General features: G+C 60.5%; 13 protein-coding genes and 1 pseudogene. 7 read left to right on the top strand and 7 right to left on the bottom strand.

Features of this window, described 5'->3' with window-relative positions:
• Positions 1-47: 47 nt before the first annotated feature.
• Positions 48-1,370, top strand: coding sequence for an NtaA/DmoA family FMN-dependent monooxygenase (locus CO667_RS02295; protein ID WP_097616835.1), 1,323 nt, complete (start codon positions 48-50; stop codon positions 1,368-1,370).
• Between the two features lie 39 nt (positions 1,371-1,409).
• Here the strand turns inward: CO667_RS02295 and CO667_RS02290 are convergent, their stop codons facing one another.
• Complete coding sequence (locus CO667_RS02290) at positions 1,410-2,795, bottom strand: FAD/NAD(P)-binding protein (protein WP_143540687.1); 1,386 nt, start codon at positions 2,793-2,795, stop codon at positions 1,410-1,412.
• Between the two features lie 374 nt (positions 2,796-3,169).
• Here CO667_RS02290 and cysE point away from each other — a divergent pair, with 374 nt between their 5' ends.
• The 4 genes and pseudogenes from cysE to CO667_RS02275 all read left to right on the top strand — a co-directional run bounded on the left by cysE (position 3,170) and on the right by CO667_RS02275 (position 5,857).
• Positions 3,170-4,018 (top strand): serine O-acetyltransferase, encoded by an 849-nt coding sequence (cysE, locus tag CO667_RS02285; RefSeq protein ID WP_097616834.1) that lies wholly within the window; start codon positions 3,170-3,172, stop codon positions 4,016-4,018.
• Positions 4,019-4,254: 236 nt separating this feature from the next.
• Positions 4,255-5,307: a non-homologous end-joining DNA ligase gene (gene ligD, locus CO667_RS02280; RefSeq protein ID WP_097616906.1), complete on the top strand. Its 1,053-nt coding sequence runs from the start codon at positions 4,255-4,257 to the stop codon at positions 5,305-5,307.
• 116 nt (positions 5,308-5,423) lie between these two features.
• Positions 5,424-5,525, top strand: a pseudogene (locus CO667_RS35730) (SOS response-associated peptidase); the annotation flags it as partial.
• Positions 5,526-5,623: 98 nt separating this feature from the next.
• Positions 5,624-5,857 (top strand): BrnA antitoxin family protein, encoded by a 234-nt coding sequence (locus CO667_RS02275; protein WP_097616833.1) that lies wholly within the window; start codon positions 5,624-5,626, stop codon positions 5,855-5,857.
• Positions 5,858-5,958: 101 nt separating this feature from the next.
• On the opposite strand, the gene CO667_RS02270 is transcribed toward CO667_RS02275, so the two are convergent.
• From CO667_RS02270 to CO667_RS02245, 6 genes are read right to left on the bottom strand one after another with little or no spacing between them, the layout of a single operon-like run.
• Positions 5,959-6,255 (bottom strand): YciI family protein, encoded by a 297-nt coding sequence (locus CO667_RS02270; RefSeq protein WP_097616832.1) that lies wholly within the window; start codon positions 6,253-6,255, stop codon positions 5,959-5,961.
• On the bottom strand, positions 6,252-7,100 hold the full coding sequence (locus tag CO667_RS02265) for an intradiol ring-cleavage dioxygenase (RefSeq protein ID WP_097616831.1): 849 nt from the start codon (positions 7,098-7,100) through the stop codon (positions 6,252-6,254). The genes CO667_RS02270 and CO667_RS02265 overlap by 4 nt, the downstream gene beginning before the upstream one ends.
• Positions 7,101-7,120: 20 nt before the next feature.
• Positions 7,121-8,179 (bottom strand): maleylacetate reductase, encoded by a 1,059-nt coding sequence (locus CO667_RS02260; RefSeq protein WP_097616830.1) that lies wholly within the window; start codon positions 8,177-8,179, stop codon positions 7,121-7,123.
• A 1-nt stretch (position 8,180) separates the two neighbouring features.
• Positions 8,181-9,161: a gamma-resorcylate decarboxylase gene (gene tsdA / locus CO667_RS02255; protein WP_097616829.1), complete on the bottom strand. Its 981-nt coding sequence runs from the start codon at positions 9,159-9,161 to the stop codon at positions 8,181-8,183.
• 47 nt (positions 9,162-9,208) lie between these two features.
• A complete protein-coding gene (locus tag CO667_RS02250; RefSeq protein WP_097616828.1) occupies positions 9,209-10,441 on the bottom strand; it encodes a flavin-dependent monooxygenase in 1,233 nt (410 codons plus the stop codon).
• Between the two features lie 10 nt (positions 10,442-10,451).
• Entirely contained in the window at positions 10,452-10,991 is a 540-nt protein-coding gene (locus tag CO667_RS02245) for a flavin reductase family protein (protein WP_097616827.1), read from the bottom strand.
• Positions 10,992-11,191: 200 nt separating this feature from the next.
• On the opposite strand from CO667_RS02245, the gene CO667_RS02240 reads away from it, so the two are divergent.
• Together CO667_RS02240 and CO667_RS02235 are read left to right on the top strand one after the other, a co-directional pair.
• Positions 11,192-11,644, top strand: a complete 453-nt coding sequence (locus tag CO667_RS02240) for a MarR family transcriptional regulator (protein WP_097616826.1) — start codon at positions 11,192-11,194, stop codon at positions 11,642-11,644.
• A 181-nt stretch (positions 11,645-11,825) separates the two neighbouring features.
• Positions 11,826-13,121: an aromatic acid/H+ symport family MFS transporter gene (locus CO667_RS02235; protein WP_179874042.1), complete on the top strand. Its 1,296-nt coding sequence runs from the start codon at positions 11,826-11,828 to the stop codon at positions 13,119-13,121.
• Positions 13,122-13,194: the final 73 nt, after the last annotated feature.

Raw genomic sequence — 13,194 nt, 5'->3', positions numbered from 1 at the left:
GGCAAGAGTTTGCCGGAGACATCAAAACAATCTGCGAGAAACCCGTCATGACCCCTACCCGCAAACGTCGCCTGAAAACCCTGACCGGCGCCAGCAGCGTCATCTCCGCATCGAACGACACCACGCCTTCGGCCGGTGCAAAGCGCGCCGTCGAGCTCGCCCGCAAAGCCGAGGCCGAGAAGATCACCGGCCTGTTCACTGCCGATCTCCTGCATATCGATCCGGCAGGCCTTGCCGGCACGGCCGGCATCCAGGAGCCGATCATCGCACTTGCGGCGCTCAGCCAGGCGACGTCCGAGATCGGCCTGATCGCCACCGTTTCGACCACCTTCCACCATCCCTACAATCTGGCGCGCCAGATCGGCACGCTGGATCACGCGAGCGGCGGCCGCACCGGTTGGAATGCGGTGACCTCCTCCGTCGGCGAAGAGAATTTCGGAGAGACGCTGCCGAGCCCGGAAGAACGCTATGAGCGCGCCGCCGAATTCATCGAGATCGTCAACGCTCTTTATGATGCCAACGAACGGGACGCGGCCCAGCGCAAGGCTTCCGGAGCCGTCGGCATCGACCCGGCCAAGTTCCACCGCATCGACTATCGCGGCAAGCATTTCAGCGTCGCCGGCCCGTTGAACGTGCCGCCCTTGCCGCAGCGCCGCCCCGTGCAGTTTCAGGCCGGTCAGTCCGAAGCCGGGGTGATGGTGGGCGCGCGCTATGCGGAGGTGGTCTATACCTCGCAGCCCAAGCTCGAGGACGCCATTGCCTTCGCGACCGATCTGCGCCGGCGCGCGGCGAGTTTCGGCCGTGGCAACAACCTGCCCTTCATCATGAATTCCTTCCACTCGGTGATCGGCGAGTCCGACGCCGATGTGGGGCGGCGGCTCAGGGAAAAACACGAGCGTATCGACTATCAGCAGGGCCGGCTGAAGCTGGCCGACATGCTGGGCGGCGATCTCGATCTCTCCGATCTGCCGCTGGACAGGCCGCTGCCGGAAACATTGCTGCCTGACGTGACCAGCATTAATCGCCGGCGCGGCAGGGTGGAAATCTTCCGTCGCTACGCCCGCCAGGGGCTGACGCTGCGCGAACTGATCATTCAGGCGCAGGAAACCGGTCACTGGTCGGTTGCCGGCACGCCGGAACAGCTGGCGGATGCGATCGAAGAGCGCGTCAAGTCAGGCGTTCTCGATGTCCTGTCGCTGCACGGCCTGGGCAATCCCGACCAGGAGGACCTGCTGTTGAATGGCTTGCTTCCGGAACTCCGGCGCCGTCAACTGATCGATACCGATTATGTCGGAGATGATTTCCGTTCCAATCTGGAGCTGCCGCCGCTGGCGCCGCCGACGGTCAGCCAAGCATCGCGAACGGCCTGACGGCAGGCCGTCCCCAGCTCGGGAAGAAGTAGCTCACTCTCACACGTCGTCAAAGACTTTGACGACGTCGTGGGCTTTAGCCACCTCACCGATCCAACCGTTAAGCAATGACGCAGCCGCATGGCTTTGCGACACGATCTGAGGCACCAGATCGATATCCGGGAGGCTGCCGAGACCAAGCGGCCCCATTGCGAACAGCCCATGCAGCGCGCCCGACTTTGTCCGCCCGCTTTCGTCGACGACGATCCCGATTTCGAGTTCGTCCCGCGTTGCCAGGCCCGCAACGATCAGCGAGCGGACCAGCGGGCTATCGGTGCCGGACGGCCGGAAGCGGCAGTCTATCGTCAGATCGGCGGGAAGGACCTCGAGCCCGGCCGGAGCCGAAAACAGCACGCCGTTCGTGACGATACGATCCACTTTTCCCTTCCTGACGGTAATTGCGCCGCTGGCGATCGCATGATGCAGGCGCTGATAGTGCTCAGGCGGCAAGCGGTTGCGATGGCTGTCGTAAATGGCCTTCACGTGGCGTTTGAACCGTGCCCGCTCTTGCGGCGTCAGTCCGGCCCAGAGGTCGCGCGCGCGTGAACGAAAGCCGTTCATGATGCCTTGCCATCCCGTACCTTCGAGATCGGCCTTGCTCGCCGCCTCACGCAGGAAGCGGAAGGCGCCGCGCAGCGTCCCCGGCACGGGTTGATCGGTGAGAACAGCTCCGACGGCGGCGGCAGCATGCGACTGCGGCAGGAAACCCGATTCCGAAATCAAGGTGACATGGGAAATCTTCGCGTCTGCCAGCAATCCGAGCGCCCTGTCGACCGCGTGGATGCCGCCGCCGATCACGACAGCGCTTTGCGCTCCAACGGCCGGAGCAACATCAGACGTTTCCCGCAGGCCGTAACCGGTCGCAAGAAACACCGCATCGAAGCGGGTCGGCTGCTCAGGCCCGAGGGCAACCGAATATCCCCCGCCGGGATGCCTGTCGATCGCCGTCACGGCATCCGAGCCAAACTGGACGATGACCTCGGGCCGATGCGTCAGGGCTTCGGAGAAGCGTTTATACACATAGGTGCTGAAGATGTCTCCGGGCACGAAGGCGTGTTCGAGACCGGCAGGATCCGAGGTCAGGCGATCGCACCATGTATCATCCGTTTCCAGCCACCGGCGAAAATCATCCGGCTGCACGGGATCGACGGAAAGGTCGCGAACGCGGCTGGTCAACACCGTCGACGCGGGCTGACTGATGCCCTCGCCGATATCGATCTTTGCGCGCGGATCGAACATCACCAGATGGAAGGGCCGATCAACTCTTTTGAAAAGAGCGATTGCCGTCATGATCCCGGTAAAGCCTCGGCCGATAATCGCAATTCTTGCGAGATGGTCCGCATTCCTGTTCTCCGAATTCGAAGAACGTGACGAGAGAAGAGTCATTCATCGGCTCCTTCTGCGTTTGATCGCCCGGCCCTGTATCCGCCAGGTCCGACCGGCCGCATAATTCTCTACCAAAATAATAGAAAATGATATCCGGAACGCAAGCCCTATTCGACTTGAAATGATGACGGCGCGGTTTTGGCGTCCGGCGAGCCTTGGCTTGCCCTTGCGGATGCCGGCTTCAAACCTTGCTGAGCACCGGTGATGGGTGATGCGGCGGGCTTGGAAATAATTTCCCGGTCCTTGCGAAAAAAGAGAGGAATTTTAGAGCGGCCGCGAAGATCCATGTAATTTTAGACCCTCTATCACAGGCGGGATTGCCGTAACGTCTGCATGCCGGATGTCGCGACATCCGCCTGCGGAAGGAAGCTAGCATGACGGTCCCCTTGGTCAGCTTGAGCAATCTGTCGACGGAGCCCCTGGCCTCGCCTCAGGTTGCCGGGATTTGGGAGGCCCTTTGCGCGGAGGCCGTCAATGCTTCGGCTAGGGATGCAGCCCTCACGCGCGCCATGAATTCCGCCGTGCTTTATCACGCGAGTTTCGCCCAGGCGCTCGCCCAGCGGGTCGCGATCAAACTGGCCAATCACGACCTCGACCATGACGAGTTGCTGGCGGTGATCGCCCAGGCCTTCATCGGCAATCGCAATATCGTTGCCGATGCCGCGGCGGACCTGACGGCGATCAAGGAGCGTGATCCGTCGAACACGGAAATCCTGACGCCATTTCTGTATTTCAAAGGCTTTGTGGCCTTGCAGGGCCAACGCGTCGCCCACTGGCTTTGGCACCATGACCGCCTGCATCTGGCGCGCCACATCCAGAGCCGTATTTCTGAAGTCTTCGGCGTCGACATTCATCCGGCCGCAAGGATGGGCAGGAGCATCATGCTCGACCATGGAAGCGGCCTGGTTATCGGCGAGACGGCTGTCGTCGAAGACGATGTATCGATCCTCCAGAACGTCACATTGGGAGGGACGGGCAAGGAGACCGGCGACCGGCACCCGAAGGTGCGGCGCGGCGCTCTGATTGGGGCGGGAGCCAAGATCCTCGGCAACATCGAAATCGGCGTCGGCGCCAAGGTCGGTGCAGGCAGCGTGGTCGTCAATGCCGTTGAAGCCTACACATCGGTGGCCGGCATTCCGGCGAAGCAGGTGGGCAAGCGCCACTTCAACCTGCCGGGCATCACCATGGACCAGACCCTGTCCGAACCGGAGTATATGATCTAAGGCGTGAGGTATGCTTGGTCTGAGCCTCGCCGGTGCTCAGCTGCCGTGAGGCCCGAGCGTGCGCCGCCTTGTCAGTGCTTGACGGTTCGATCGCCGCGGTCGCCCGTCACCTCGACGCGGAACAATCCGTCGACCGATTCGGTTGACTCGCACTGGTTGCGTCATGTCACTAATATCTGGACGCACTGCGAAAGTCGGTCGAGGCCGAAACCGGTCCGGGAAGGGTAAATTTGATCATGACGCGCTCGCGCCGCCCCTCATTGCCATTCCTCAACGAGTCCAGCTCGACCCTGCAGTCTCGTCCGATCCGCAAGCGCGATCCTGACCAGCCAAGCCTTCCGTTCGATCCGATGCCGTCGAGGATCGAACCTTGCCTTGCGCTGCTGAAGCCCAGCGTGCCGCTGGGATCGGATTGGCTCTACGAGGTGAAGTGGGATGGCTATCGGCTGGCGATCCACATCGAGCCGAAGGGCGTTCGTGTCATCACCCGTGGCGGCCATGATTGGACCGACCGCTTTCCCGCCATCGCCGCGGCAGCAAAAGACCTGGGTGTGACCACCGCCATACTGGACGGCGAAGCGGTGGTTTTGGACGATCACGGCCGATCGGATTTCGGCGCGTTGCAACGTTCGCTCGGCGGCCGAGGCGGCAAACGGGCTTCGACCGAGTCCATGCTCTACGCCTTCGACCTTTTGTATCTTGACGGCCATGACCTCACAGGCACCGAGCTCGCCGTGCGCCGGCACCTTCTGGAAGACCTGATACCGGAAGGCAACGAAACGATCCGCTTCTCCGAAGAGCTGGAACTGCCGGCCGAAGACCTGCTTGCGCATGCCTGCCATCATCGGCTGGAAGGCATTATCGCCAAGCATCGCGACCGGCCCTACAGCAGTGGCCGCACGGGCAACTGGCTGAAGATCAAGTGCGTCGAGAGCCAGAGCTTCATGATCGTCGGTTACGAACAATCGGCATCCGCCCGCGGCGGCATCGGCAGTCTGCTGCTCGCCGGCAAGAAGGGCTTCGACTGGGTCTATGTCGGCTCGGTTGGCACCGGTTTCAGCGCCAGGGATGCCGAGCAGCTGAAAAAGACGCTCGACCGCTTGAAGACGAGCCGGCCGGTCGTTTCCCTGAAGGGCAAGCGCTTCGTCTTCGTGCAGCCGACCCTCATCGCCGAGATCGAGTTTCGCGGCTGGACGGATGACGGCAGTCTTCGTCACGCCTCCTACAAGGGGCTGCGCGAGATCCAGGATAATGCGGCCGTGTTCGATATGGCCGGCTTCGGCAGTTGAAGGACCACGACCATCAGCCTACCTCTCGGGTGGTGCTCTGGCTTATGGATCGGGAGTTCGAGCGAAAGTAGTTGTCGGTCGCGGATATCGAGCCATCAGTTCTTTAAGAACGGCCCGACCGCAGTACCTGGGCGGCCTAGCTGGATCCGGCCGTCTCTGCGACGTCGCTGATCAAGTCCCTGCCGCCCGGCACACTGGCGATCGAACAGGTCGGCTAAATCGCCGCATCGTAAAATGAGATAAATAGTCGACGAAGCGGTCGACATCACGTATGCCGCTCAAATGTCGCTACGACAGGCAGTAGAAAGTGACAACTATGGCAAACCCGCCCCGCAGACCCGTCAATCCAATGGATGCTGCCGAAGCGTTGTTCAAACCAGCGAAGAAGAAGGTGGAGCAAGCTGTTGAGCGGCCGGCGCTGCCGAATAGCAAGGAGCTTGTTTCGCTCAAGATCGACAGTGATGTGCTTGCTTTTTTCCAAGAAGATGGTCCCGGCTGGCAGGATCGGATCAACGATATATTGCGCGCCGCGATGAAGAGCAGGCTCTGACCCTGTTGCACCTGCGTCGCGTCGCCGGTCGAGGCGTGGCCAGCTTCACTCGCAGTTTTCGAGATGACCAGCTTCGGCAGTTCAGTAGCTCGAAACGCCGATCAGAGATTCTCCCGAAGAAGCCCAAAACTGGGCCGCCATTCGAATATATCGACGCTCGCGTAAACACCGGAGCGGACGAAGGGATCCCCTGCGCTGAACGCCTCGAACTCGGGGAGCGTTTCGACGTCCGCGATCACTAAGGCCGCAGAACCCTTGCCCTCCGCCGGCGGTGCGGAAGGTCCGGAAAGCAGAATGCGGATCGCCGCGTCATGCAAATAGGCCTTGTGTTCCTCGATCAAGCGGGAACGTTCGGCAGCCTTGCCGGGGTCGGATAGCGCATAGCGGGCAACGATCATTGTCTATTCTCCACGGGCGTCAGCACGAAATCGAAGTCGGAGCGCCAGACGGTCGCACGATCGACACGCTCGAAAGGCGCGATCAGGCTATTTTTGACACCAAACACCGTATCGGATTCCAGATAGGGATCGTCGCCGACGAACGTGTGGGTCACGAGCTTCTGATAACCTGAAGCTGTGATCAGGTAATGGGTATGGGCAGGACGGTAGGGATGGCGGCCGAGGGACGTCAACATCTGGCCGACCGGGCCGTCATCTGGGATCGGATAGGAAACCGGCTTTATGCCGACGAAGCTATAGGCGCCATTTGCGCCGGTGACGAAAATGCCCCGGTTGTTCCATTTCGGTTGGATATCCGGCTGCTGGACGTCGTAGAAGCCATCGGAATTATCCGACCATACATCGATCCGGGCTCCCTCGATCGGATTGCCGTTAAGGTCCAGCACTCGCCCGATGAAGAGACAGCTCTCGCCCTTGCCGTCGAGCGAAATGTTTTCACCCATCTGCCGTACCGGCGCCCCTTCGAGATGAAACGGTCCAAACACGGTATTTTCCGTGGCGCCTGGTGGACGCCGGTTGTTGATCGCATCCACCAACATCGAGAAACCCAGCGTATCGCTGAGCAGGATGAACTCCTGTCGCTCGTCATGACAAAGATGGCCGGTACGGGTCAGGAAGCCTATGGCCAGCTCCCATTCCTCCTGGGTCAGGCTGATATCCTTGGCAAAGGCATGCAGGTGCTTGACAAGCGACGCCATGATTTCGGCCAGACGCGGATTGATGTCCTGCCCCATCCGTGAGTTGACGGCTTCGGCGGATCTCTCTTCGGTGAAATATTCAGGCACGTGGCCATCCTCCTAAGGCGTTAACGCGGCCGCGCGCCCTCCCAGGCGCTCTGCAACAAAGCCCGAATCGCTTCCCGTTCGATCGGGCGCGGGTTCCAGTAAGGGTTCCGGGCGGCGAGTTCCGCCGCACGGTCCAGATCGGCTTCCTTCATACCCAGATCCCGCAGCGCCAAGGGGGCGCCGATCGAAGCGGCGAAATCATAAAGACCGCCGCCCAGCGAACCGCCGAAAAGATCGGCAGCGGGTTTTAGCGCATCCGCTGCGGCTGCGGCGTTGTAAGCGGCAGAATGGGGAAGAATGACCGCATGGGTTTCCGCATGCGGCAGATCGAAGCTACCGCCCAGCGTATGGCAGAGCTTGTGATGCAGGGCCATGCCAACTGCTCCGAGCACCGTGCCGCACAGCCAGGAACCGTAAAGCGCTTCGCTTCGCGGCTCGATGTCCCCAGGTGAATTGATGATTTGAGGCAAAGCCTGCTTCAGCGCGCGCAGGCCCTCGATCGCCATCATTGACGAAATCGGGTTGCGATCCTGTGCATAGAGACCTTCGACCGCATGCGCCATCGCATTGAGCCCGCTGCTGACGCTGATGTTGACCGGCAATCCCAATGTCAATTCAGGGTCGTAGATCACCACTTCGGGCAGGATGCCGGGCCCGCGGACCGTCGTCTTCTGCCCGTTCTCTGTCTGGCCGAGGATCGGCGTAACCTCCGATCCCGCATAGGTCGTCGCCACCACGATTTGTGGGGCGTCGTTGCGATAGGCGATCGCCTTGCCGAGACCGATCGTCGATCCGCCGCCGATCGCGACCACGCAATCGGCGCCGGCTGCGTTATATGCCGCCATCGCGCGCTCGGTCACATCGACCGGCGTATGCATCGTCGCATCGTGGAATAATCCTGCAGCAAGCGGACCGAGGGAAGCAGCGATCCGTTCAGCCTCCGCTTTCTGGTGCGGGGTCGAAAGGATCAGGGCGCGCTTGCCGCCCTGCCCTGCAATCGCCTCGGCGAGACGGTTCAACGAGCCGCTCCCGAAGATCACCTGGGCCGCGCTGACCGTGTATCTGAAAGGTGCAACCATGCTATCGATCGAGTTTGAAGAGTGAAACCGCATTGGTGCGACCGATCTTCAGACGGTCGGCTTCGGAGATGGTGGTGCTGTCGAACCAGTTTGCAGCATGGTCGATGTTCTCGAATGGCCAGTCCGTCGAGAACAGAATTCGGTCCGCGCCGATTTCCAGCATAGCATCGATAAGCGATTGCGTGCGGAAGTTCCCCGACGTCGTGATGTAGAAATTCTCGTTGAAATAGTCGGCAATCGGGCGTTTGGCCGGATAGTTCTTTTCCACCTTGACCCACGCATTCCGGTTGTCGATGCGCCACATCATGTATGGCAGCCCCTCGCCCATGTGACCAACGATGATCCGCAAAGCCGGATGTTCGTCAAACAGGCCGGACCCCATCAAGCGCAGCGCATGAACAGCGGTCTCCTGTGCGAATGCCCATGTCGGACCCATCAGCCAGGAATGGCCGGCATAGATCCGGCTATCCTGCGGCAGCGGGTTGCGCGGATGCAGATAGAAGGGAACGTTGAGTTTTTCGACTTCGGCCCAGAACGGACGATATTGCGGCAGGTCGTAGTAGAGCGGCGTCGTTCCGTCGCCTTCCTGCGAGAAGCCATTGACCAGTGCGCCGACGAAACCCAGCCTTGTCACACAGCGCTGCAATTCCTGCGCCGCCGCATCCGGATCCTGCAGGGGCAAAGCTGCAAATCCCAGGAAACGGTTCGGGTTCTTGACGCATTGCTCCGCCAGAAAGTCGTTGGCGCGCCGGGAAATCTCCAGGGCCTTTGCCTTGTCCGGGATCGCCTGCACGGCCGGAGCGTTCAGCGACAGGATCATTTTCTCGATGCCGTGGGCATCCATCAGTCGCAAACGCTTGTCCTGTATATCCAGAAGACGGGCGGACAGTTCCGTCCAGTAGTCGCCCGGCACGAATCCAGCCGAATCCTGCAGCGTCTCGGGAATGGCGAAATGTTCTTCAAGCGCGATCTTGCCTTGCACGATATGCTCTCTTTCCTGTCTTGAATCGAAATACTGAGGATGGCGGATCAGAATTGTCCCTTGGGCGGAAGACCGAGCAGCTGCTGGCCGACCATGGTGCCCACGGCATCCCAGTTCATGGAAATGTGGCGGCCGACAGCATTTGCATCGCGCCATGCCCGCTGGACGGGGTTGGACATCTGCAGGCCGAGGCCGCCCGTCGACGCATTGAGTGCTTCCACAGCCCGAAGCGCCAGGCTGACCGCAAAGGACTGGCTGCGACGGGCGAGAATCCGATCGTCCTCGGTGATCTCGCCGGTGCCATCCTCGCGGGCCTGGGCCAGTTGCTGCGCCCGGGCAATATCCCGCAGAATGATTTCGCGGGCGGCATCCACGGATGCGGAGGCTTCCGCCACGCGCAGCTGGATCGTCGGAAATTCCGCGATCTTGTTGTTGCCACCGGCAACCGCACCACGTGTCACACGGGCCCCCATATGGTCGATATAGCTCTCCAGTGCGCCCTTCGCCGCACCGACGGCTGCGCTGCCGAGGCAGAACGGGACCCCCATGAGGAGCGGAATGTTGAAAAGGCCGATACCCCTATAGCCTCGTCCGCCCGGCGTTCTGCCGGAGGTCGCGTCCGGAAAACTCAGCATGCGGTATTCCGGAACGAAGACGTGCTTGAGGATCAGGCTTTTTGAGCCGGTGCCCGCGAGGCCGACCACATCCCAGGTCTCGGCAATGGCATAATCGCTGGCGGGAACCAGAAGGAACGCCGGTACAGGACGCTCCCCCTCGCCGTTTGGCGGAATGATCGCCGCACAGAGCGCCCACTGGGCATTTTCGCATCCGCTCGCAAAGGCCCAATCTCCAGATAACCGGAAACCACCTTCGACGCGTTCCGCCATACGGACCGGCGCATAGGAACCGCAGAGCAGCGCATCCGGATTGCTGCCCCACACCTCCTGCTGAACCCTTTCATCGAACATGGCGAGGAGCCATTGATGCGCGGAAAGGAGGCCGGCAACCCAGCCGGTGGAGGCACAGGCCGACGACAGTTCGATATTTGCATCGACAAGCTCGGCAAACGATCCCTCGTCGCCACCGAAACGGGCAGGCTTGACGATATCGAAATAGCCGGCGGAGCGCAGCAGATCGATATTGCGTGCCGGCACGCGGCCGGATTTTTCGGTATCGCGCGCGCCGACGCGGATTTCCTCCAGCACCGGGGCGATACGATCTGCAAGACATGCGGTCTCGACCCGCGCCGAGGCGGGAAACAGGGCAGCTGTATTGTTCATGGAACTACCTTCAGTTCTGGGATGCAGGAAGCGCGTGCTGTGGCGCGCAATATTTCGAATTCTCGTACATCAGCGCGGTCGTGTCGTCGGAATGGCGTGTATCCACCACCTGCCCGATGAAGATCGTGTGCGTTCCATAAGGAACTGCGCCCATACGGCGGCAGACAACCGAGGCATGAGCGGAGCCCAGCACCATCATGCCGCGCTCGTGGCGAATCCAATCGGCAGCATCGAAGCGACGCTCAGGCGGAATCTTGCCGCTGAAACCTTCCGATACGGCTGCCTGCCTGTCGGTCAGAATGCTGACCGCGAATTCCGGCACCTCGAGCAGCATGTCGTGCAGGTAGGTGCGATTGTTCAGGCAGATGATGAGAGATGGCGGATCCATCGAAAGTGATGTGACGGCCGTTGCCGTCATTCCATGATCCGCACCGTTGCGACAGGCGGAAATGACCGTCACCGTCGCCGGGAAACGGCGCATGGTCGATCGAAACGCATCGCTGATCGATGCGGGGGGCGGCGCTATGCCGAGGGCAGCAGTGGCAGACATGATTTCCTCCCGTGTCTCCTCGGCATCCAAATTATTGCAATTGCAATTGTTGTCAATGCAAATTTATAATTTAGACGGAAAATGCTTGATCTACCCAGCCGTTCTCGGCGGCCGAAAGCCAATCATGTTGTCATCCCGGTCATTTAGGTGCATGTCGGAGAGAGCCCTCAGCAGGCCGAATCCCACCAGCAGACAGAGATATGTACAAACTTACCGATTCCGTTCCGTATCTTCTCAACCGCGCCGGCGTGCGGATAGCCGAGGTGTTCGCGCAGAGAATTGCCGAAGACGATCTCAGCGTGGCGATGTACCGGGTTCTGGCCATGCTCAAGGAGCGTCGGGAGAGCACCCTGGGGGATCTCGCCGACGTCGTCTCTGTCGAGATTTCGACACTTTCGCGCCTCGTCGGCACACTGGCCAAGCGTAAGCTGGTGTCGCGAACACGTCCGGAAGATAACGGCCGTATCGTCATCGTAAGGCTGACCCCGCAGGGCGAGGCGCTGACGGAAAGGCTTATGCCGCTTGCCGTGGAACTTGAACGCACCGCGGTGCAGGACATGTCGGACGAAGAGGTCGCAGCCCTGAAGAAGGCGCTGCGCCGCATGCACAGCAACCTGCCGGCAATATCCGGAAAGGGAAAAGTTGCGAGCTGAAAAGTTTGCAGTTGCAAATATTTTATTCGCAAGTATTTAGTAGCGTGTCATCGTTGTCTTGACATTGCCCGCTCGCGGGTGAGTCTGGCGCTGGGAGGAACCACGCCGGCAACGATCCAGGAGGATTTGTACATGGATCGATGCGACCTGCCGCTGGCAGGAGCGGACTTCCTGTACTCAGATGTATGGGGAGGGAAAATTGGCCATACAAGATCTCGCTATTATCAGGGAGCGCGTCAGCAGCCCGAATATCATCATCGCCCTTTGCGGTCTGCTGATCCTGTTCGACGGCTATGACCTGATCGTTTACGGCGCAGTCGCGCCGGCTTTGCTCGGCGAAGCCAGCTGGGGGCTGACGCCCGGCATGGTCGGACGAGCGGCCTCCATCACCCTGTTCGGTATGCTACTGGGGGCTCTCGTCGCCGGAACACTCGCTGACAGGATAGGTCGTCGCAAGGTCATCATAGGCAGTCTGCTGAGCTTCTCCGTGATGATGATCGGTAGCGGTCTTGCGCCGAACTTTCTGGTTTTCGAGGGAACACGCTTTCTCGCCGGTCTGGGCCTTGGAGCTCTTTTTCCCACGGTAACCGCTTTAATCATCGAGTTTTCTCCGCCGAAGCGGAAGGCAATGGCCTATTCGATTGCTCTTCTGGGTTATCTGGCCGGCGGCATCATCTCGGGTATCCTCGGAATGTTGCTGATACAGAAATACGGATGGCGCCCACTGATGATCATCGGCGGCGCACCGATATTGCTTCTGCCGTTCTTCATCCGCCTCATACCCGAGTCCCCCGAATGGCTGGCGACCAAGAACCGCCAGACCGAAGCCAACCAGATCGCAAACCAGTACAGGCTGCCCAATCCCGTTGCCAGGCCTGTTGCGCAGGCCGGCATCCGGTCGCTGTTTTCCGAAGGTCGCCTGCTGCCGACATTGAACGCATGGGGCATCCACTTCTGTTCGCTTCTGCTCACATTCGGCATGGTCAACTGGCTTCCGACGATCATGAACAAGATGGGCTATGATCTCGGTTCCGCCCTCCTCTTCTCCGTAACGCTCAATCTCGGAGCCGCAGTCGGCCTCCTGATCGGCGCAAGGATTGCCGACCGCGGAAACGTCAAAATAGTCGTGGCAGGTATGTTTCTTCTCGGAGCCTGCTCGATCTGGTTGCTGACGCAGGTGGATCAGGGCCTCCAGGTTTATGGTCTGGTAGCCCTTGCGGGTACGGGAACGATCGGCACGCAGATCCTCGCCAACATTCTCGTTGGAAACCTCTATCCGGTCGAGATCCGTGGAACTGGCCTTGGCTTCTCGCTCGGCATCGGCCGTATCGGAGGCATGATAGGACCGGCTATCGGCGGTGCGGTTCTGGGTGCAGGCCTGGCTCCGCAATGGAACTTCTACATCTTCGCATCGGTCGGAGCCGTAGGATGCGTCCTCGCACTCATGACATTGCTGTATCGCAAAAAGGCTGATTGATGGCCAGATTGTCGGCGGGTCTGGCATCCAGTGCCTGCCGACAATGCAAACCTGGTGAAGCCAAAAATCTGAA

The sequence above is a fragment of the Rhizobium sp. L43 genome (assembly GCF_002531725.1).
Lineage (GTDB): Bacteria > Pseudomonadota > Alphaproteobacteria > Rhizobiales > Rhizobiaceae > Rhizobium.
Note: the sequence above shows the minus strand (reverse complement) of the source record. Positions and strands in the feature narration are given on the sequence as shown.